We start from the raw sequence: 19,447 nt of genomic DNA on the forward strand, positions 1-19,447 counted from the left end.
GAGAATGAAAAAAGCGCAAGTTTTTGCAAGTGCTGCGCAATCGGGTGCAAGCGCCCGCCCGCGCCTGCGCGGATACTGTCGTCCTGTCTCTGCCGGAGTATTAACGATGAATGTAGTGCTGTATCTGAGCGTGGTGCTGATCTGGGGCACCACCTGGCTGGCGATCTTTCTGCAGCAGGACGCAGCCACCACGCCGGTCTATGTGGCTGTTTTCTGGCGCTTTCTCTTCGCCTCGCTGCTGATGCTGGCGCTGCTGACGCTGTGCCGCCGTCTGCGATCGCTGGACAGGCGCGATCATCTGTTTTGTCTGCTGCAGGGAGGCTGTGTTTTTGGCTTCAACTTTGTCTGCTTTTATCATGCAGCAGCCTGGATCAGCACCGGTCTGGAGTCGGTGATTTTTTCCATGGCGGTGATCTTTAACGCGCTCAACGGCTGGCTCTTTTTTGGCCAGCGTCCGCCGCTGCGCCTGGTGCCTGCCGCGCTGCTCGGTATGGGCGGTATCGTCGCGCTCTTCTGGAGCGATATTCGCGCGGCGCACCCCTCGCCGCAGCTGTTATGGGGCGCGGGCCTGAGTGCGCTGGGCACCTTTGGCTTTTCGCTGGGTAATATGATTTCAGCCCGGCATCAGCGCCGCCAGCGCGATATTCTCACCACTAACAGTTACGCCATGCTCTACGGCGCGCTGATCATGGCGGTAATGGCATGGCTTAATGGCGATGCGCTGCAGCTGCCGCGCAATCTGCAGTGGCTGGGCGCGATGAGTTATCTGGCGCTGTTTGGTTCTGTGATTGGATTTGGCGCTTACTTCACGCTGGTGGGTCGCATCGGTGCCAGTCAGGCGGCCTACAGTACGCTACTTTTTCCGCTGGTTGCGCTGACGCTCTCGACAATTTATGAAGGCTATCAGTGGCACGCTAATGCCGTGGCGGGACTGACGCTGATTTTGCTGGGCAACCTGGTGATGTTTATGCGCTGGCCGGTGCGCCGCGCACTGCGGCTGGCCTGACAGCAGAAGCGGGCGTGCAGCCCGCTCTGCTCATCCTCTAACGCCAGCCACCTGCGCCAGACTGAAGCTGCTGCGGCTGATTAAGGGCTTTTCTGGCGATCCAGTAAAGCATTACCCGCTCATCATCCCTGTCACGATCGGCCATAGCCAGCAGCTTTAACGACAGCGTGGCTTTGTTGACAGGCTGATGTTCATCGCTCAATTCGATCACCGCCTGACCGATAAGACAGCAGACTTCATCTCCACTGGATACGGATTCATATGCTCGGTCTTTCATATTTCCTCCCGTTGGTTGAAATATAAGCCTGGCAAACATCCCGGACTCTGCAGCAAAATCGCCTCGCTTAACATACCTGGTTACATATGCTCATCGCAGGACATACCGGGACGTGAATTGTCACGCTGCTGCCATTCATACCGGAAAAACGGCATTTCATTCTGTTTCTCTGACCGCTGAAGCGGGATCCGGCCGCGGCTACGCGCGTGCGCGCTAAGCTGCCAGCAGACTCCATATTCCCGGACGGGAGAATCACCATGACCACAGCCTCAACGGCGCACTACCAGCGCACCCGCATACTGACTCTGATCGGCACTGTCATTACCCAGCTTGCGCTGGGGTCAGTTTATACCTGGAGCCTCTTTAACGGCGCGCTGGCGCATAAACTGCACGAATCAGTCAGTCAGGTTGCTTTCTCCTTTGGATTGCTCAGCCTGGGGCTGGCTATCGCCTCCTCGCTGGCAGGCAAGCTGCAGGAGCGTTTTGGCGTGCGTAATGTGACTATCGGAGCCGGCATCCTGATGGCAGCCGGATTCTGGCTGACCGCGCAGGCTGATAACCTGATGATGCTTTATCTGAGCGCCGGTATTCTGGTGGGCCTGGCAGATGGTGCGGGCTACCTGATGACGCTATCCAACTGTGTAAAGTGGTTTCCTGAGCGCAAAGGCCTTATCTCCGCCTGTTCAATCGGCGCCTACGGTCTGGGGAGTCTCGGCTTCAAATTTATCTGCGGCACCCTGCTGGATGCTGTTGGCCTGGAGAACACCTTCATGATCTGGGGCGTGCTGGCGATGAGCATGATGTTCTGCGGCGCGCTGCTGATGCGCGATGCGCCGGTGCGCGCTGCCAGCAACAATCCGCAGCATGCCGGACGCGACTTTACGCTGGCACAGGCGGTTCGCCTGCCGCAATACTGGATGCTGGCGCTGATGTTCCTCACCGCCTGTATGAGCGGCCTGTATGTGATCGGCGTAGCGAAAGATATCGGCGAAGGAATGGTGCACCTTACGCCGCAGATAGCCGCCAGTGCCGTAACGGTTATCGCCATTGCCAACCTTAGCGGCCGGTTAACGCTGGGGGTACTGTCAGACAAAATGGCCCGTATCCGGGTGATCTCACTGGCGCAATGTATTGCGCTCGCGGGCATGAGTATTTTGCTGTTTACCCGTATGAACGAAACCACTTTTTTTGTCTCGCTGGCCTGCGTAGCCTTCAGCTTCGGTGGCACAATCACCGTTTTCCCGGCGCTGATCAGCGACTTCTTTGGCCTGAACAACCTGACAAAAAATTACGGGCTGATCTACCTCGGGTTTGGTATTGGCAGCGTGCTCGGCTCGCTGGTCGCCTCCCTGTTCGGTGGCTTTACCGTTACCTTTAGTCTGATCATGACGCTGCTGGTTATTTCGCTGCTGCTTTCACTGAGCGTTCGTCAGCCGCGCCGTCAGGCAATTAACAGGCCTGCACTGCATAATTAACTTACAGGCGAGCGCTGTTATCCTGAGCGCTCGCACTTTTATTTTTCATCCGCAGGCGCGAATTATTGTCTTTCAGAATTATCGCGCTAATATAGCCTGCTATTCAGCTTATTCTGATTCAAATAGAAAAACCCGCTTTCCCGATCTTTTATTTAGACACATCTGGCAATATTTATCTAAATAACTCTACATTTGCTGCATCTTCACTCCACTATTCCGGCGTAATCTGACCTCACTGGAAAAGAGGAGGTCTTTCCATGAAAAAGCTTATTTCGTTAACGTCGATAGCGGTTATGGTCAGTTTGCTCAGCGGATGTATTATTGAGCACGACCGTGGCCGCGGCGCTGGCTGGGGTCATGACCGCGGCTGGCATCATGGCCACCACGGGCATCGTCACGGATAATCGGGCAAAGCGCACACAGCACTAATAAAAAAATAAATAAGCAGGGCGGGAATATATCCCGCCCTTTTTTTAGCTTTTAATCGCGTAATTACACTGATACCAGGCTTTCTTTAATCCTGGCAGATGACTGTCCTGAGCAGGCAGCGAATCCACTTTATCAAAACCCCGCTCGCTGCAGTAATTTGCCAGGTCAACATTCATGGCATCCCGATTAAGGCTATGCGGGTCGTAACGATATTGAACGGTGTTGGACGTATTATCTTCATCTACACGTTCAAATCCGCCAGGCTGATTAACGCTGCAGCCCGCCAGCATAATGAGCGCTAACGCGCCGGTAACGATATTTTTCATTCAGGTGTCCTCTTCAGGCATCGAAGTGTAAACAACGATGCTACCGCGCGCCTATAGGAAAACGCGCGGAACAGTGTTAAGACCAGTGTTTTTGCCAATTGAATCAATAAAACCAAACGGCTTTTCTTATCATATGACAACTGCGATAGTGCAGTCAGACCACACGATGTCTGCTCCACACCAGGTAATATCAATAATAAGAAGATGTAACAAAGTGACCTTTGTGCCCGCGCTGAGCGGGCTTTTTTTCACCGGTTAGCCGTTGCTGTGCACCATATTACGTAAAAGGCCGGCGGCGCGCTTAGCAGGCAATGCGAGAATGGCGCTGTAGAGATCGATAGACATAGCACACAGCGCGCTGCGATCGACGGCGGTATCAGCCGGCTGATTAAGCTGCTGAAGTTTATTGCCCCATTTCCCATAAAGCCTGTCAACTATCTCACGCAGATCGCGGCGGGCCAGCGTCTGGTCGGTCTGCTGCTCTGCCCCCTGGCTGCTCAGCAGCAGGGCTTCAAGCGCATGACCGTCGCGCTGATAGAGTGCCGGAGTGAGCACCTCCTGCAGATTGATGCCGCCGCTGACCTGCGGATAGAGGAACTGAAAACAGCGCTGCGGACTCTGCTGCTGCAGCGCCTGCATCTCTTCCACCGACACCTGAACATAGGCGATCACTGCATCATCGCTGGCGCGGGTCATACGTTTATTGACGATATCAGTCAGCCAGCCCCGCAGGTCGCCCAGCGCCTGTTCGGCGGAAACGCCCTGCTGCAGCTTATGCCGCAGTTCACGATTCAGTAATTGCCACAGCTCCGGCTCCTGAACCCTAAGCAGGCGATAGCCTGGCGCCGCGCTGAGCTGCTGCGCAACCGCCTCCATCTGTATCTTCTCTGCCTGACGCGGATGCAGCCAGCTAAACCAGATCAGATTAGCTGCCACAAGCGGCAGGATAAACAGCAGCACCCCCTGCCAGGCTCGCAGCGCCGTGGTGCGTACCAGCATCACAATCACCAGCGCCAGCAGTGCAAAAGCGGCCAGCACCGAAATAAAAAGCAGCGTCATAATACGGCGTTAATCCTTACGCACGTCCAGCAGAACCGGACAGGTCGCGCGTTCGATCACTGCCGCGCTGACCGAGCCTTTCAGCAGCCGGTTAAGCGGCGAGAGGTGCCGGCGTCCCATGATAATCATACTGGCGCGCAGTGCCGCAGCCTGCGCCACAATGGTTTCAGCGGCTTCACCCGCCAGGATGACGCCTCTGGCATTCACACCCGCCCGCAGCAGCGGAGCCAGCGCATGACGCACCACCATCTCGGCGGTGTTCTGCTCATCTTTTGCCGCGACAAAATCATCCGGATCTTCACCGGCGTCAATTTCGATAGGCTGGCTGCAGGCTGAATAGGCGGGATCGATACAGCACAGCACCGTGACCGGGGCGTTGAGCGCCAGCGCCTGTTCAAGGGTCAGCGCAATAACTTTCTCCGCGACCGGTGAGTTATCGATAGCCATTAACAACATTTTCATGAGTCGTTACCTCTTCTCCACAGCGGTTATTTTGCCAATTTCGCGCAGCAGCGCCTCTTTACAGGTGATGATCTCTTTGCGATAGCGCGCTTCATGTTGCGCAAAGCGCGCGCCGGGAACCAGCAGCGAGATAGAGAAACGTCCGAACAGTGTGTCAATGGCGACCGCCAGGGTGGTGATCCCTTCAAGCGTTTCACCGCGATCGATCGCCAGGCCACTGCTGCGTACTTCAGCAATCAGCGCCATCAGCTGCGGCAGCGTTTTTACCGTTTTATCCGTGAGTTCCTGCCAGGCATCGCCCACCAGCAGCTGTACATCTTCATCGCTCTCCAGCGCCAGCAGCGCCCGGCCGCCGGAGGTACTATAGAGCGGCAGATTAAGCCCCATCCGCGGTACGACCCGCAGCTCGCGCGGCGCCACGACATAATGAACGATCGCCAGCTGCGTCCCGCTGGCGCGCGCCAGCGAGACGGTTTCATTAACCGTTGCTGAGAGCTGTTCCAGCAGCGGACGCGCCAGCTCCACCACATCTGTATGGACGCTGGAGATCAGTTTCAGCAGAGCTGGCCCCAGCCTGAGGCCCCCTGCCCCGCTACTGCGCACCAGCTGAGCGCTGTCGAGCGCCGCCACGATGCGCTGTACCGTGGAGCGTGGCAGGTTCACCACCTGCGCAATTTCGCCCAGACTCATGCCGCCGGGATGTTCACCCAGCGCATGTAAAATTTTTGCCGCACGCGCAATGACCTGAATGCCACCCGCTTTTTCATCCTCACGGCCTGAGGCAGATCCCACCATAATGCGTTCCTTATGAGCCTGCTTTACTGTAGCGCGAATGATCGCACTTTTGTACCTGCGTATCACATTGCAATACATCATACCGGCATGTAAGATGCGCGGCCTGTATCACATCGTAATACACTGCATCATAATTTCATGAGAGTTCTGCTATGACCGCTTCGCCCGCTGCTCCGCCAGCTCCGCACCCGTTTACATTGCGCCTGGCTCTCGGGCTGGCGGGCGTGCTGATCGCGGCGCTGACGTCAGGACTCAACGATCGGGTCACGGATATTGCGCTGGCAGATATCCGCGCCGCTATCGGTGTCAGTCACGATCGCGGCAGCTGGATTGTCTCCGGCTATCAGGCGGCTGAAGTCGCCGCAATGATGATCGCGCCCTGGTTCGCCGTCACCTTTTCTCTGCGCCGCTTTGCCCTGGTGGTTTCTGCCGGCTTTATGCTGTGCGGCCTGGTGCTGCCGCTGACGCAGGATGCGACGCTGTTTATTGCGCTGCGCGTGCTGCAGGGTATCTTTGGCGGCGCGCTGCCGCCCTTGCTGATGACAGTGGCGCTGCGCTTTCTGCCGCCGCCGATCAAACTCTATGGCCTGGGCGCCTATGCGCTTACCGCCACCTTCGGCCCCAATATGGCGGCCTCGCTGGCGGCGTTCTGGACCGATGAGGTGGGCTGGGCGTTTGTGTTCTGGCAGGTAGTCCCGGCCATGCTGCTGGCAATGACGCTGATTGCCTGGGGACTGCCGCAGGATCCGCTGCGCCTGGAGCGCTTTCGGCAGATCGACCTGTTTGGCATGCTTACCGGCTGCGCCGGCATGGCGCTGCTGATTCTGGCCCTGACTCAGGGGGAACGGCTGGACTGGCTCAGCTCACCGCTGTTTACCGCCATGCTGCTGAGTGCGCTGGCGCTGCTGACGGTGTTTCTGATTAACGAGTGGTTTCATCCGCTGCCGCTGTTCAGGCTGCAGATGCTGCGCCGTTCCAACCTGGCGCACGGCCTGCTGGCGCTGATGGCGGTGCTGATTCTGGCACTCTCCGGTTCAGCGCTGCCTTCGCTCTATTTTGGTCAGGTAGAGGGATTTCGCACGCTGCAGTTTGCGCCGCTGGCGCTGATCGTGGGCCTGCCGCAGCTGCTGATTGCCCCGCTGATCGCCGCTTTGCTGAACATTCGCCGGGTCGATTGCCGCTGGGTGTTGTGCTGCGGCGTGCTGCTGCTGGTCACCGCCTGCCTGCTGGGAACGCAGATTACCACTGACTGGGCGCGGCAGAATTTCTGGCTGATGCAGATCCTGCAGGCGTTCGGACAGCCGATGGTGATCCTGCCGGTGCTGATGAGTGCCACCAGCGTTGTGGCGCCGCCGGAGGGCCCTTTTGCCTCTGCCATGTTCAACACCGTACGCGGTTTTTCCAGCATTGCGGCCAGCACGCTGGTGGAGTGGTTTATCAGCCATCGCGAACAGTTCCATTCGCATGTACTGGTAGATCAGGCGGCCAGCCGTAGCTGGCTGATGACCGCGACCAGCAGCGCGCAGGCAGGCAGCAGCACTCCCCTGCTGCCGGACGGCAGCGCCAGTAGCGTGCAGAACCTGAGCGGATTTGCCGCCCTGCTGAAACATCAGGCGCTGGTACTCAGCCTGAGCGACGCCTGGCTGATGCTGACCACCTTTGGCGCCCTGCTGCTGCTGCTGACGCTCTGTCTGGCGCACCGCGTCTGGCCGCCTCAAACATTGATTCAACCTGTTACGCCACGTCGGGAAAACTGATATGCAACTCTCTGCTGTAAAAAGAACGGCGCTGCTAAGCGCCCTGTTAGTGCTGCTGCTCGCGCTCGCCTTTCTCCTCTGGCGTGCCATGACCACCAACGATCATCGCACCGATGATGCCTGGGTTAATGCGGATTACACGCTGGTCGCCCCCAAAGTTTCAGGCTATATCGCCCGGGTCAGCGTGCAGGATAACCAGCACGTCCGGGCGGGCGATCTGCTGGCAACGCTTGACGATCGCGATTTTCGCGTGGCGCTGGAAACCGCGCGCGCTTCGCTGCAGGTCAGCGAGGCTAAGCGGCTAAGCACCCAGGCGCAGCTGGCGCAGCAGCAGGCGACGATTAATCAGGCAAAAGCGACGCTGGCGGCCAGTGAGGCAGCGGCCCGCTACGCCGGCCAGAACGCCGCACGTTATAATCAGCTTTATAAAAGTGGCACCATTGCGGCTGACGATCAGCAAAAAGCGGATACTAACCAGCGTTCCGCTTCGGCGACGGTACGACAGAGTGAGGCGGCGCTGGACGCGGCGCTTAAGCAGGTTAATGTCCTGCAGGCGGCCGTGCGTCAGGCGGAGGCGGATGTCGCAGTCGCGCAGGCGAATGTCGACCAGGCGCAGCTTAATCTCTCTTATACCCGTATTGTTGCGCCGGTAGAGGGCACGGTCGGCCAGCGTACCGTACGTCCGGGCGCCTATGTCAGTGCCGGCAGCCGCCTGCTGGCAGTGGTGCCGCTGCAGCAGCTCTACATTACGGCTAACTATCTGGAAACCCAGCTGACCGACGTGCGGCCAGGGCAAAAGGTCAGCGTTACTGTTGATGCGCTACCGGATAAAACCTTTACCGGGCGTATCGACAGCATTGCGCCGGCAACAGGGGCAACCTTCTCGGCAATTTCACCTGATAATGCAACGGGTAACTACACTAAAGTGGTTCAGCGTCTGCCGGTAAAGATTGTGCTTGATGCGGGTCAGCCCGATCTGGCGCAGCTGCGCGTCGGCATGTCGGCGATCCCGCACATTCAGACCCAATAAATTGTGAGCAATATCTCAGAACCGGCCTATTTATTTCTGGATCGATTCCGCGTAAATTAGCGCCCGATCCTGTTCCGGTCTGGCCGGGACCACCTGAGTAGAAAGCGTGTAGCGTTAATGAACTCCACCTTTCTCTTATTCTGTTCGGGTTACGCTGGTCTGGGATCGCCATCACGGTAACCGCACAGAGGAGTTATGTTGTGAAATACGCTTTGATGGGCATCTCTTTTTTCGTGTTGCTTTGGGTCGGCACCTTTGTGCTGATGCTCTGAGTACCGGACGGGGCGACCATACCAGTCGCCCCGACGCACGCTTAACGCGTCTCTTCTGCTTCTTTTACCGCTCCCGGTAAGATACCGTCGGCGCGGAACATCGCCTTAATTCCCCGCACCGCCTGACGAATGCGATCGCTGTTTTCAATCAGCGCAAAGCGCACGTGTGTATCACCATATTCACCAAAACCGATGCCCGGCGACACGCAGACTTTGGCCTCCTGCAGCAGCAGTTTGGCAAACTCCAGCGAGCCAAGATGCGCGTAGCGTTCCGGGATTTTTGCCCAGACGTACATCGATGCCTTAGGCAGATCCACCATCCAGCCCGCTTCATGCAGCCCTTTTACCAGCACATCACGCCGGCGCTTATACTGCTCAGCGATATCGCGCACGCACTGCTGATCGCCCTCCAGCGCGGCAATGGCTGCCACCTGTAGCGGCGTGAATGTCCCGTAATCGTGATAGCTTTTGATGCGCGCCAGCGCCGCTACCAGCTCTTTGTTTCCTGTCATGAAACCGATACGCCATCCCGCCATATTGTAGCTTTTGGAGAGCGTAAAGAACTCTACCGCCACGTCGCGCGCACCCGGCACCTGCATGATTGAGGGCGCTTTCCAGCCGTCGTAGGTGATGTCAGCGTAGGCGAGATCGTGGATCACCAGCACGTTATACTGTTTTGCCAGCGCAATAACCCGTTCAAAAAAGTCGAGTTCGACGCACTGAGCGGTGGGATTAGAAGGGAAGCCGAGGATCATCATTTTCGGCTTTGGATAGCTTTCGCGAATTGCACGCTCCAGCTCAGTAAAGAAATCCACGCCCGCGACCAGCGGCACGGAGCGAACCTGCGCCCCGGCGATCACCGCGCCATAAATATGGATAGGATAGCTGGGGTTGGGCACCAGCACGGTGTCACCATGATCGAGCGTGGCGAGCATCAGGTGCGCCAGTCCCTCTTTGGAGCCGATAGTCACAATCGCTTCTGACTCCGGATCGATATCCACCTGATAGCGCTCAGCGTACCAGCGCGAAATCGCCCGGCGCAGGCGCGGAATACCTTTTGAGGTGGAGTAGCCGTGCGTATCTTCACGCTGCGCCACCTGACAGAGCTTTTCCACAATATGCGGCGGCGTAGCGCCATCCGGATTCCCCATTGAAAAGTCGATAATATCTTCGCCGCGCCGACGCGCAGCCATCTTCAGTTCAGCGGTGATGTTGAATACGTATGGGGGAAGGCGTTCTATACGCGAGAAACGACGGGGTATGCTGTTATCAGCCATGATGTCCTCAGGATTACGTGAGCGCCCGGACCGTCCGAGCGACGCGGATCACTTGCTGTGACCTCACCCCGAACATAACGCGCTGTGACCTGCGCTGTCGAGAGCAGCAGAAAATTTTTTTATTTTTCGGGATTCAGACAGCCAAACACCCAATCGTTTACCCACTCTCCGTTTAGCAGATAATTATCCCGCAGAGTCCCCTCCAGCATAAAATTATTCTTTTCCAGAATACGTCGGGATGGCCAGTTACCCTCAATCACCAGCGCTTTCAGCTTATGAAATTCTGCGCTGAACAGAAAGTGAACCAGCGCCGCCAGCGCTTCGCTGCCGTAGCCCTGCCCGATGTGGCTATGGCGCAGCATATAGCCAACTTCCGCCTGGCGATAAGGGTGCCACTCGGCGCTGCAGCCAAACAGGCCTATCGGTTCCTGATTTGTTTGCAGGCGCGCCACCAGGCACAGCATATGAAAGCTGGCGGGCTGCCACGGCGCCAGGCGTTCATTGAAACGCTGACGAATGTCGTTTTCATCGGGAATTTCGCTTACCCAGGTCATGGTGGCAGCGTCTTCATGTACCGCTTTGAAGATCTGCCAGTCCTCCGGCTGCAACCGGCTCAGGGTTAATCGCGGGGTCTGAAGTTGCATGGCGGCGCTCCGCTACGGGGAATAGTGCAACATAGCAAACTGCCGCAGCGACAGCCAGGGCGCCATTAATGGCGCCCCTGTGCGCCTCCGCACGGGCCGCATTTATGCGGCCCGTTAAACCCGGCGCGCTATGCTGGCGCATTGCGCGCGCATTTTTTATTATGACGCCACCGATATTCTGTCCCGGAAATGCCTGTGCCCTTCCATTTTGACATGCTGCTGGCGGTATTCGATCGCGCAGCGCTGATGCTCATCTGCCTCTTTTTTCTCACCCGCACCCGGGTATTGCGCCAGCTGCTGCAGAAAGATGAACACACGCTGAGCGAGAAAGCGATCGTCACCCTGATTTTCTCGCTGTTTGCGCTGTTCAGCACCTGGTCCGGCGTGGCGGTGGATGGCTCGCTGCTGAATGTCCGCGTCATTGCGGTGATGGCGGGCGGCATTCTGTTTGGCCCCTGGGTGGGCGTGACGACCGGCGTCATTGCCGGGCTGCACCGCTTCCTGATCGACATAGATGGCGTCACGTCAGTACCCTGCCTGATCACCAGCATTGTGGCCGGTATCGCCTCTGGCGTAATTAATCGCCGGGTCAGCAAAGAGCAGCGCTGGGGGGCCGGCATAGTGGGCGGCATGCTGTGCGAGGCGCTGACTATGCTGCTGATCCTGTTATGGGCAAAGCCCGCAGCGCTCGGCCTGACGATTGTCTCGGAAATCGCCCTGCCGATGATTCTGGGTGCCTCCAGTATCGGATTGATTGTGCTGCTGGTGCAGAGCGTGGAGGGAGAAAAAGAGGCGATTGCCGCCCGGCAGGCCAAACTTGCGCTGGAGATAGCGAATAAAACGCTGCCGCTGTTTCGTCAGGTAAACAGCGATGCGCTGCGCGAAGTGTGCGATATTATCCGGCGCGACATCCACGCTGATGCGGTTGCCATTACCAATACGCAGCAGATTCAGGCGTATGTCGGCTATGGTGAACAGAACTACCATAATGGCGATGATGGCATCAGCCCCACTACCGCACAGGCGATTGCCAGCGGAAAAATCATCATCAAAAACAACGATGAAGCGCATCGCACGCGCGATATTCACTCGATGCTGGTGATCCCGCTCTGGGAGCAGGGTCAGGTGACCGGCACGCTGAAAATTTACTATCGCCGGGCGCATCGCATTACCGGCTCGCTGAAAGAGATGGCTATCGGGCTGTCGCAGATTATCTCGACCCAGCTGGAGGTATCGCGCGCTGAGCAGCTGCGTGAAATGGCCAATAAGGCGGAACTCCGTGCCCTGCAGAGCAAAATTAACCCTCACTTTTTGTTTAATGCCCTGAACGCTATCTCTGCCTCAATCCGGATGAATCCCGATACTGCCCGTCAGCTGGTTATCAACCTGTCGCGCTACCTGCGCTACAACCTTGAACTCAATGAGGATGAGCTGATCGATATCAAGAAAGAGCTGTGGCAGGTAAAAGATTATATTGCCATTGAGCAGGCGCGCTTCGGCGATAAGCTGTCAATGATCTACGATATCGACGACGATCTGCACTTTACTCTGCCCAGCCTGCTGATTCAGCCGCTGGTGGAAAATGCTATTGTGCACGGCATTCAGCCATGCCGGGGCAAAGGCGTGGTGACGCTCAGCGTGAAAGATCTGGGCGATCGGGTGCGTATCGCCGTACGCGACACCGGACCGGGGATCAGCGACGAGGTGATCCGTCGCGTTGCGCGCAATGAGATGCCGGGCAATAAAATTGGCCTGCTGAACGTTCACCATCGTGTCAGACTGCTGACCGGCCAGGGGCTGATTATCATGCGTCACCAGCCGGGAACGGAAATCGCCTTTAGCCTGCCGAAAAACAGCCAGCCTCTTCCTGCCGCGCTCAGCGTTCAACCGGAAATAACAGTATGAAAGCCATAATAGTGGAAGATGAATTTCTGGCGCGCCAGGAGCTCAGCTGGATGATTCAGCAGCATAGTCAGATCACGGTTGAAGCAAGCTTTGATGACGGGCTGGATGTGCTGAAATATCTGCAGACGCACCGGGTCGACGTGATTTTCCTCGATATTAATATTCCGTCGCTCGATGGCATGCTGCTGGCGCAGAATATTCATCAGTTTACCCACAAGCCCCTGATTGTTTTTATCACTGCCTGGAAAGATTATGCGGTGGAGGCGTTTGAACTCGACGCGTTTGACTACATCCTCAAGCCCTATCATGAGGCGCGCATCATCACCATGCTAAACAAGCTGGAGGCCACCACGCAGCCGCCGCCGCCGCAGAACAGCCCGGCTGTTGCGCCGCAGACGGTGAATCTGCAGAAAGATGAGCGCATCATCGTTACCGATATCAACGATATTTATTATGTAGAAGCGCATGAAAAGCTGACGTTTGTTTATACGCGGCGGGAAGCCTACGTGATGTCAGTGGCCATCAGTGAGTTCTGCAGCCGGCTGCCGGAGGCGCTGTTTTTTCGCTGTCATCGCTCTTACTGTGTGAACCTGAGTAAAATTCGCGAGATAGAGCCGTGGTTTAATAATACCTATCTGGTGAAGCTGCGCGATCTGGAAGCGCAGGTGCCGGTAAGCCGCAGCAAAGCCAGACCGTTCCGGCAGCTGATGCGGCTGTAAGGCGGACGACCCGCGCCGTCCGCCGCTGTGTCAGAGCACGCGACCCAGCGCCTGACGCAGATGCGCACCGGCACCCAGCAGGCCGGGCTGATCGTGCGTGATCATATACACCGGAATATCGACCAGATAGTCGCGGAAACGCCCTTTGTCTTCAAACGCCGCGCGAAAACCGGAGGCTTTGAAAAAGTCGAGGAAGCGCGGCACGATGCCGCCCGCAATATAAACGCCACCAAAGGTGCCGAGGTTCAGCGCCAGGTTGCCGCCAAAGCGTCCCATGATCACGCAGAACAGCGTCAGCGCGCGACGGCAGTCGATACAGGTGTCCTGCAGTGCCCGCTCGGTCACATCTTTGGGCTTGAGGTTTTGCGGCTCGCGCGCGTCAGATTTCACAATCGCGCGGTAAAGATTGACCAGTCCGGCTCCTGACAGCACGCGCTCGGCAGAAACGTGGCCCATCTCTGCACGCAGCACTTCGAGGATCTGATCTTCCTCTTCGCTGTTCGGCGCGAAATCGACGTGGCCGCCCTCACCCGGCAGACTGACCCAGCGCTGATTGACGTGTACCAGATGACTGACGCCCAGTCCGGTGCCCGCACCGTAGATAGCGATCGGCTTATCTTTAACCGGCGCTTTGCCGCCAAACTGGATCACTTCGTTTTCCGTCAGCATCGGGATCGCCATAGAGACGGCGGTGAAGTCGTTGATAATTTCCAGCGTGCTGAAGCCCAGATTCTGTTTCATCTGGCGCGTTGAGAATGCCCAGTCGTGGTTGGTCATCTCGACCCAGTCTTCGGTGATCGGACAGGCGATAGCGATACAGCCATCAGTCACTGCCTGCTGCTGTTCCGCCAGATAGAAACGGATAACGGCTTCAAGATTGTCGTAGTCTGATGTGGAGAATGTTTTGGCGTGTGAGATGGCGCCGGTCTCTACCTCACACAGCGCGAGACGAGCGTTAGTACCGCCCACATCGCCGACCAGGGCGTATTTTGTCATTCTTCTGCTGCTCCGCTTGGGTCATAAATAGTGGCAAACACTATAGAAGCCTGCCAATAAAACAACAACGCCCGCCGGTGAGGCGGACGCTGTTAATCCAGTGTGATGCACAGCCTGGCGATTGTCAGGCCATCTGTATAGAGGCAACTTTCTTAAACTGCACCACTATTACGCTGATGCAGGGCGGCGGTAACTTTGCGCAGCAGCGGCGGCAGATCCTGTTTTTCCATTACCACTTCAATCAGCGACAAACGCGCGGTTTTGCTGACCACCGCCATCGCCGCCTCCAGCTGCGCGGTTTCGCTGACCCGCCAGCTCTGCGCCGCCCCTTCCAGGCTCATCGCCTGCGGCAGTGCGGTCCAGTTCCAGCGCGCAATGTCATTATAACGCTGTTCCGGACCGTGAATGGCGCGCTCTACGGTATAGCCGTCGTTATTGAGCAGGAAAATCACCGGGCGCTGGCCGTCACGCTGCATGGAGCCCAGCTCCTGAATAGTCAGCTGTGCTGAGCCATCGCCAATGATCAGGATCACCCGGCTGTCGGGCCGCGCCGTCTGCGCACCAAACGCCGCCGGCAGCGTATAGCCAATCGATCCCCACAGCGGCTGTACCAGCAGCTGCGCCCCCTCCGGCAGCTGCAGGGCCGCTGCGCCAAATGCCGCCGTACCCTGATCGGCAAGGATAATATCACCCGGCAGCAGGAAGTGCTGCATTGCCTGCCAGAATGCCTGCTGAGTGATTATCCCTGCAGCAATCTGATGATTTTCCTCGCACTGCATGCTCTCTCCGGTCGGCCAGCGCGGGCAGTGACGCTGATAAACCGGCTGCAGCGCCGCCAGCGCCGCCTTCATTGGCAGCGCAAAGCGCTCGCCCGCCACACAGCTGTGAAACGGCTGGATATCGATAACGCATTCAGCGGAGAGCTGCTGGGTGAAGCCAGCGGTCAGCGTGTCGGTAAAGCGCACGCCTGCGCACAGCGTCACATCCGTCTCCTCAATCGCCCTGCGGATAGCCATGCTGCTGCCCGCCGCCGCGTAAGTGCCGACAAAACCAGGCTGCTGTTCATTGAGCACGCCTTTGCCCATCAGCAGCGTCGCTGACGGGATCGCGCGCAGCTCACGCAGTCCGGCCAGCTGTGCGGCAGCCCCCCAGCGTGCGGCGAGAAAATCAGCCAGCAGCGCCACGCGCTGTGCCGGTGCCAGCAGACGCTCAGCCGCCGCCGCAAAGGCTGCAGCGGCATCTGCGTTTTCGCTGTGCGGCTCAGCGCGGGCTGACGGCGGGGTTATCGCTGCCGCGGCCACATCCACCGCCAGCAGCAGGTAGCCCGGCCGGTGCTCATGCAGTGCGGTGCTTACCACGCGATCGATCTCCGCCGCAGCGTTCTCTGCGGTAAGCACCGCTGTCGCGGCGTTGACCTCCTGCGCCATGCGCAGAAAATGGTGAAAATCACCGTCGCCCAGCGAATGGTGCACGCACTCCCCCTGCTGCTGCACCGTCAGCGCCGGCGCACCGACAATCTGGATCACCGGCACATACTCGGCATAGCTGCCGGCGATGCCGTTAATCGCGCTCAGCTCACCCACGCCAAAGGTGGTCAGCAGCGCTGCCGCGCCCTGACAGCGGCCATAGCCGTCAGCGGCATAGGCGGCGTTAAGCTCGTTGGCACAGCCGACCCAGGCGATCGCCGGATGCGCGATCACGCTGTCGAGAAACTGCAGATTGTAGTCGCCCGGCACGCCAAACAGGTGACGGATGCCCGCCTCATCCAGCCTCTGTAACAGATAGTCGCTTACGGTGAATCTCTTCATCAGATGCTCCTTCCAGGGGGAATGTTCTGGAGTATCAGCGATGGCTTTGAAAGGAAGCGACTTTTTAACCGCGATTGCGCCGGGCTGAATGGCAAGCATTCGTTACGGCGTGATATCTCTCTGCAGAATGGGATCTTTCACGCTTTTTAGCGCAGTGTAAACGCATACACTAACTGGCCGGAATGCTCATTTCTATTGCAGGATAACTCTAAGCCATGCCTCTTTTTCCTCATCCCGATCGTTATCAGCAGATGCACTATCGCCGCAGTGGCCAGAGCGGGCTGAAACTGCCCGCTATTTCACTGGGGCTCTGGCACAACTTTGGCGACGCGACGCGCGTCGATACCAGTCGCGAACTGCTGCGCCACGCCTTTAACTGCGGCATTACTCATTTCGATCTGGCCAATAACTATGGTCCTCCGCCCGGTTCTGCAGAGAGCAACTTCGGTCGTATTTTGCGGGAAGATTTCTCCGGCCTGCGCGATGAGCTGGTGATCTCTACCAAAGCGGGATACACCATGTGGGACGGCCCTTATGGTGACTGGGGGTCGCGTAAATACCTGATCGCCAGCCTCGATCAGAGCCTGAAACGCATGGGGCTGGAGTATGTGGATATTTTTTATCACCATCGTCCCGACCCGCATACGCCGCTGGAAGAGACGATGCGCGCGCTCGATCACTGCGTCCGTCAGGGCAAAGCGCTCTATGTTGCGCTCTCTAACTATCCGGCTGAGCAGGCCGCACGCGCTATAGCGCTGCTGCGTGAGCTCGGTACGCCCTGTCTGATTCATCAGCCGCGCTATTCGCTGTTTGAACGCGGCCCGGAACAGGGCCTGCTGGATGTGCTGGGCGAACAGGGAACCGGCTGCATCGCCTTTTCACCGCTGGCGGGCGGCATACTGACCGATCGCTATTTAGCGGGCATCCCGCAGGATTCGCGTGCTGCCAGCGGCAGTAAATTCCTGAATGAGGACCAGCTTACCGCAGAGAAAATGGAAAAAGTCCGGCAGCTGCAGGTGCTGGCGCAGCAGCGCGGGCAGAAGCTGGCGCAGATGGCGCTGAGCTGGGTGTTACGCGATCCGCGCATCACTTCAGTGCTGATTGGCGCCAGCAAAATTGCGCAGATCGACGACGCAGTAGCGATGCTGAGCCAGCCGGCGCTGACTCCTGAAGAGCTGCAGGCGATCGATCGGATCCTGATGTAACCGCTCTCTTTTACGGCAGCAGGGGCGGTTAACTAACCGCATATTCTGCTGCCGTCGTACTTTTTCAGACTAACTCTCAAGGCTAAGCTGGTCCGATGTGGCACACTGGTCTGACGATAGCAGTGATAAGCTGTCGCAAGGAGATAATATGAAATCTGCACTTTTCGTTGCCGTTTTGCTGGCAACATTATCGCCGCTGGTGCCACACACAGCCCATGCTACCAGCGCTACCATCGATCTTGCCCCCGGCGTCAGTTTACAGCTGGGAGAACGTGACCGTCGCGGCTATTACTGGGATGGCGGGAACTGGCGCGAACCGCGCTGGTGGAACGACCGCTACCAGTATAATGAACATCGCTGGTGGCGCCATGAAGAGTGGAAGCGTCATAAAGCGTGGGAGCGCGACCGCGAACATGAACGACGCCGGCACGAGCGGGAGCGCTGGCGTGAACAGGATCGTCATCATGAACGGGAACGTCGCGCGCACTGGCGACACGGTGGCCCGCCGCATCCTCATGACCACCATCACTAAACCCTCTCCCGGCGCCTTCGCGCCGGTTTTTACGCTACCAGCCGAGCGCTTCTCCCACCAGTAAATAGATGTTCAGTGCCACGACCAGCATCACAATCAGGCGACCGGTGTTCTGCATCAGGCGGGAGTTGACCAGTTCATCCCCCATCAGCTCACGATTCCCGGTAAACGCCAGCAGCGGGATCAGCGCCAGCGCGATACCAAAACTCAGCAGCACCTGACTCATCACCAGAATGCGCGTCGGGTCCCAGCCAGCCCAGATAACAATAAATGAGGGCAGCATGGTAATCACCCGCCGGACCCACAGCGGAATATGAAACCGGATAAAGCCCTGCATCACCACCTGCCCTGCCAGGGTGCCGACCACCGTGGAGGAGAGTCCGGCCGCCACCAGGCTCAATCCAAATACAATCGCTGCGGCCTGCCCGAGCAGCGGCTCCAGCGTCAGATACGCCTGGTCAAGATCGACAATGGAGGTGTGTCCGCTGAAGTGAAACGCCGCCGCCGCCGTGGCCATCATTGCCAGGTTCACGAAGCCGGCAATGGTCATCGCAATCGCCACATCCAGTTTGGTGGAGGAGTAGCGTTCGGCTTTGGTGCCTTTATTACCGTGCTGGGTCAGTGCTGAATGCAGATAGATAACGTGCGGCATAATGGTGGCACCCAGTACACCGGCTGCCAGAAATACCGCGTCAGACCCCGGTAACGAAGGCAGGGCCATCCCGGTAACGAGCTGGCTGACGCTGGGCTGGGAGAAAAAGAGCTCAACGATATAGGCCGCGGCAACAAACAGCAGCAGGCCACCAATCACCCGCTCCAGCGGTTTCTGTCCGCGGCTTTGCAGCATCAGGATCAAAAAGGTCGCAATGCCGGTCAGTACGGCGCCCTGCAGCAGTGAGATGCCAAGCAGCAGCTTAAAGCCCAGCGCGGCACCGATAAACTCTGCCAGGTCGGTCGCCATCGCGATGATTTCGGCCTGCACCCAGTAAAACCAGACGGCGGGACGCGGGAAACGGTCGCGTATGTGCTCCGCCAGGTTTTTACCGGTTGCGATCCCCAGCTTGGCTGACATCAGCTGGATCAGCATCGCCATGACGTTTGCCCAGACCACCACCCACAGCAGCTTATAGCCATAGGCGGCTCCTGCCTGAATGTTGGTGGCAAAGTTACCCGGATCGATATAACCGATAGCGGCGATAAACGCAGGCCCCAGCAGGGCGAGCTTAAGTTTTCTGGCTCCGCGGGCGGCGCGCTCTGCGGTGCGGCTTTCTGACATAGTGTGATCCTGTCCTGACGCGTGTAGACCCGCTGAGTTTAAGGGGCCTTACAGGCAAGTGAAATCTGGTTATATTTATCGCAGTAATAGATAGTGCTATAAAGTATAGCCAATGCTATACATCAACGCAAAGATCGGCCTTTGACAAAGCATAGAACGGATTTACTCTACGCCCGGAACAAATTATAAACAATCTC

20 protein-coding genes are annotated in these 19,447 nt (G+C 57.7%); 10 read left to right on the top strand and 10 right to left on the bottom strand.

The annotated features are described in order from the left end of the window. The first annotated feature begins 106 nt into the window (after positions 1–106). Positions 107–1,006, top strand: a complete 900-nt coding sequence (locus F3J39_RS07770) for a DMT family transporter (protein ID WP_104085252.1) — start codon at positions 107–109, stop codon at positions 1,004–1,006. A 37-nt stretch (positions 1,007–1,043) separates the two neighbouring features. Here the strand turns inward: F3J39_RS07770 and F3J39_RS07775 are convergent, their stop codons facing one another. Beyond that, on the bottom strand, positions 1,044–1,283 hold the full coding sequence (locus F3J39_RS07775) for a hypothetical protein (RefSeq protein ID WP_039379380.1): 240 nt from the start codon (positions 1,281–1,283) through the stop codon (positions 1,044–1,046). A 257-nt stretch (positions 1,284–1,540) separates the two neighbouring features. Between F3J39_RS07775 and F3J39_RS07780 the strand changes: the two genes are divergently transcribed. After that, on the top strand, positions 1,541–2,758 hold the full coding sequence (locus F3J39_RS07780) for an MFS transporter (protein WP_039379382.1): 1,218 nt from the start codon (positions 1,541–1,543) through the stop codon (positions 2,756–2,758). A 257-nt stretch (positions 2,759–3,015) separates the two neighbouring features. Next, positions 3,016–3,162, top strand: a complete 147-nt coding sequence (locus F3J39_RS07785) for a hypothetical protein (protein WP_166714036.1) — start codon at positions 3,016–3,018, stop codon at positions 3,160–3,162. A gap of 69 nt (positions 3,163–3,231) precedes the next feature. Here F3J39_RS07785 and F3J39_RS07790 read toward each other — a convergent pair whose 3' ends face one another. The 4 genes from F3J39_RS07790 to F3J39_RS07805 all read right to left on the bottom strand — a co-directional run bounded on the left by F3J39_RS07790 (position 3,232) and on the right by F3J39_RS07805 (position 5,829). After that, the gene (locus F3J39_RS07790; protein ID WP_039379385.1) at positions 3,232–3,513 is read right to left on the bottom strand and encodes a hypothetical protein; all 282 of its coding nucleotides are present in this window, start codon (positions 3,511–3,513) and stop codon (positions 3,232–3,234) included. Between the two features lie 255 nt (positions 3,514–3,768). Continuing rightward, positions 3,769–4,572 (bottom strand): hypothetical protein, encoded by an 804-nt coding sequence (locus tag F3J39_RS07795; protein WP_145338899.1) that lies wholly within the window; start codon positions 4,570–4,572, stop codon positions 3,769–3,771. A gap of 9 nt (positions 4,573–4,581) precedes the next feature. After that, entirely contained in the window at positions 4,582–5,034 is a 453-nt protein-coding gene (locus F3J39_RS07800; RefSeq protein WP_039379390.1) for a universal stress protein, read from the bottom strand. A gap of 6 nt (positions 5,035–5,040) precedes the next feature. Next, positions 5,041–5,829, bottom strand: coding sequence for an IclR family transcriptional regulator (locus F3J39_RS07805; protein WP_039379392.1), 789 nt, complete (start codon positions 5,827–5,829; stop codon positions 5,041–5,043). 152 nt (positions 5,830–5,981) lie between these two features. Between F3J39_RS07805 and F3J39_RS07810 the strand changes: the two genes are divergently transcribed. The 3 genes from F3J39_RS07810 to ypdK all read left to right on the top strand — a co-directional run bounded on the left by F3J39_RS07810 (position 5,982) and on the right by ypdK (position 8,888). Further along, positions 5,982–7,586 (top strand): MFS transporter, encoded by a 1,605-nt coding sequence (locus tag F3J39_RS07810; RefSeq protein WP_166714037.1) that lies wholly within the window; start codon positions 5,982–5,984, stop codon positions 7,584–7,586. Between the two features lies 1 nt (position 7,587). Beyond that, a complete protein-coding gene (locus F3J39_RS07815) occupies positions 7,588–8,616 on the top strand; it encodes an HlyD family secretion protein (protein ID WP_166714038.1) in 1,029 nt (342 codons plus the stop codon). A gap of 200 nt (positions 8,617–8,816) precedes the next feature. Then, positions 8,817–8,888, top strand: a complete 72-nt coding sequence (ypdK, locus tag F3J39_RS07820) for a membrane protein YpdK (RefSeq protein WP_006120362.1) — start codon at positions 8,817–8,819, stop codon at positions 8,886–8,888. Positions 8,889–8,929: 41 nt separating this feature from the next. Here the strand turns inward: ypdK and alaC are convergent, their stop codons facing one another. Continuing rightward, on the bottom strand, positions 8,930–10,165 hold the full coding sequence (gene alaC, locus F3J39_RS07825) for an alanine transaminase (RefSeq protein WP_039379399.1): 1,236 nt from the start codon (positions 10,163–10,165) through the stop codon (positions 8,930–8,932). Positions 10,166–10,284: 119 nt separating this feature from the next. Then, positions 10,285–10,809, bottom strand: a complete 525-nt coding sequence (locus F3J39_RS07830; protein ID WP_039379402.1) for a GNAT family N-acetyltransferase — start codon at positions 10,807–10,809, stop codon at positions 10,285–10,287. Between the two features lie 213 nt (positions 10,810–11,022). Between F3J39_RS07830 and F3J39_RS07835 the strand changes: the two genes are divergently transcribed. Together F3J39_RS07835 and F3J39_RS07840 are read left to right on the top strand one after the other, a co-directional pair. Next, positions 11,023–12,714, top strand: a complete 1,692-nt coding sequence (locus F3J39_RS07835; protein WP_039379405.1) for a sensor histidine kinase — start codon at positions 11,023–11,025, stop codon at positions 12,712–12,714. Further along, on the top strand, positions 12,711–13,433 hold the full coding sequence (locus tag F3J39_RS07840) for a LytTR family DNA-binding domain-containing protein (RefSeq protein ID WP_039379407.1): 723 nt from the start codon (positions 12,711–12,713) through the stop codon (positions 13,431–13,433). Before F3J39_RS07835 ends, F3J39_RS07840 begins: the two co-directional genes overlap by 4 nt. 30 nt (positions 13,434–13,463) lie before the next feature. Here F3J39_RS07840 and glk read toward each other — a convergent pair whose 3' ends face one another. Beyond that, entirely contained in the window at positions 13,464–14,429 is a 966-nt protein-coding gene (gene glk / locus F3J39_RS07845; protein WP_039379409.1) for a glucokinase, read from the bottom strand. 152 nt (positions 14,430–14,581) lie between these two features. Then, complete coding sequence (locus F3J39_RS07850) at positions 14,582–16,237, bottom strand: thiamine pyrophosphate-binding protein (protein ID WP_166714039.1); 1,656 nt, start codon at positions 16,235–16,237, stop codon at positions 14,582–14,584. Between the two features lie 215 nt (positions 16,238–16,452). Between F3J39_RS07850 and mgrA the strand changes: the two genes are divergently transcribed. Together mgrA and F3J39_RS07860 are read left to right on the top strand one after the other, a co-directional pair. Continuing rightward, the gene (gene mgrA, locus F3J39_RS07855) at positions 16,453–17,442 is read left to right on the top strand and encodes an L-glyceraldehyde 3-phosphate reductase (protein ID WP_166714040.1); all 990 of its coding nucleotides are present in this window, start codon (positions 16,453–16,455) and stop codon (positions 17,440–17,442) included. A gap of 148 nt (positions 17,443–17,590) precedes the next feature. Further along, on the top strand, positions 17,591–17,974 hold the full coding sequence (locus tag F3J39_RS07860) for a DUF2502 domain-containing protein (protein WP_052246436.1): 384 nt from the start codon (positions 17,591–17,593) through the stop codon (positions 17,972–17,974). 34 nt (positions 17,975–18,008) lie between these two features. Here the strand turns inward: F3J39_RS07860 and F3J39_RS07865 are convergent, their stop codons facing one another. Continuing rightward, the gene (locus F3J39_RS07865; protein WP_039379417.1) at positions 18,009–19,250 is read right to left on the bottom strand and encodes an Nramp family divalent metal transporter; all 1,242 of its coding nucleotides are present in this window, start codon (positions 19,248–19,250) and stop codon (positions 18,009–18,011) included. Positions 19,251–19,447 lie beyond the last annotated feature (197 nt).

The sequence above is a fragment of the Pantoea sp. Acro-807 genome, assembly GCF_011752675.1.
In the GTDB taxonomy this organism is placed as follows: domain Bacteria; phylum Pseudomonadota; class Gammaproteobacteria; order Enterobacterales; family Enterobacteriaceae; genus Pantoea; species Pantoea eucrina.

Excerpts from the sequence above, each read along its gene's own strand:
- F3J39_RS07770 (WP_104085252.1), top strand. The coding sequence starts at position 107 with ATGAATGTAGTGCTGTATCTGAGCGTGGTGCTGATCTGGGGCACCACC.
- F3J39_RS07775 (WP_039379380.1), bottom strand. The coding sequence starts at position 1,283 with ATGAAAGACCGAGCATATGAATCCGTATCCAGTGGAGATGAAGTCTGC.
- F3J39_RS07780 (WP_039379382.1), top strand. The coding sequence starts at position 1,541 with ATGACCACAGCCTCAACGGCGCACTACCAGCGCACCCGCATACTGACT.
- F3J39_RS07785 (WP_166714036.1), top strand. The coding sequence starts at position 3,016 with ATGAAAAAGCTTATTTCGTTAACGTCGATAGCGGTTATGGTCAGTTTG.
- F3J39_RS07790 (WP_039379385.1), bottom strand. The coding sequence starts at position 3,513 with ATGAAAAATATCGTTACCGGCGCGTTAGCGCTCATTATGCTGGCGGGC.
- F3J39_RS07795 (WP_145338899.1), bottom strand. The coding sequence starts at position 4,572 with ATGACGCTGCTTTTTATTTCGGTGCTGGCCGCTTTTGCACTGCTGGCG.
- F3J39_RS07800 (WP_039379390.1), bottom strand. The coding sequence starts at position 5,034 with ATGAAAATGTTGTTAATGGCTATCGATAACTCACCGGTCGCGGAGAAA.
- F3J39_RS07805 (WP_039379392.1), bottom strand. The coding sequence starts at position 5,829 with ATGGTGGGATCTGCCTCAGGCCGTGAGGATGAAAAAGCGGGTGGCATT.
- F3J39_RS07810 (WP_166714037.1), top strand. The coding sequence starts at position 5,982 with ATGACCGCTTCGCCCGCTGCTCCGCCAGCTCCGCACCCGTTTACATTG.
- F3J39_RS07815 (WP_166714038.1), top strand. The coding sequence starts at position 7,588 with ATGCAACTCTCTGCTGTAAAAAGAACGGCGCTGCTAAGCGCCCTGTTA.
- alaC (WP_039379399.1), bottom strand. The coding sequence starts at position 10,165 with ATGGCTGATAACAGCATACCCCGTCGTTTCTCGCGTATAGAACGCCTT.
- F3J39_RS07830 (WP_039379402.1), bottom strand. The coding sequence starts at position 10,809 with ATGCAACTTCAGACCCCGCGATTAACCCTGAGCCGGTTGCAGCCGGAG.
- F3J39_RS07835 (WP_039379405.1), top strand. The coding sequence starts at position 11,023 with ATGCTGCTGGCGGTATTCGATCGCGCAGCGCTGATGCTCATCTGCCTC.
- F3J39_RS07840 (WP_039379407.1), top strand. The coding sequence starts at position 12,711 with ATGAAAGCCATAATAGTGGAAGATGAATTTCTGGCGCGCCAGGAGCTC.
- glk (WP_039379409.1), bottom strand. The coding sequence starts at position 14,429 with ATGACAAAATACGCCCTGGTCGGCGATGTGGGCGGTACTAACGCTCGT.
- F3J39_RS07850 (WP_166714039.1), bottom strand. The coding sequence starts at position 16,237 with ATGAAGAGATTCACCGTAAGCGACTATCTGTTACAGAGGCTGGATGAG.
- mgrA (WP_166714040.1), top strand. The coding sequence starts at position 16,453 with ATGCCTCTTTTTCCTCATCCCGATCGTTATCAGCAGATGCACTATCGC.
- F3J39_RS07860 (WP_052246436.1), top strand. The coding sequence starts at position 17,591 with ATGAAATCTGCACTTTTCGTTGCCGTTTTGCTGGCAACATTATCGCCG.
- F3J39_RS07865 (WP_039379417.1), bottom strand. The coding sequence starts at position 19,250 with ATGTCAGAAAGCCGCACCGCAGAGCGCGCCGCCCGCGGAGCCAGAAAA.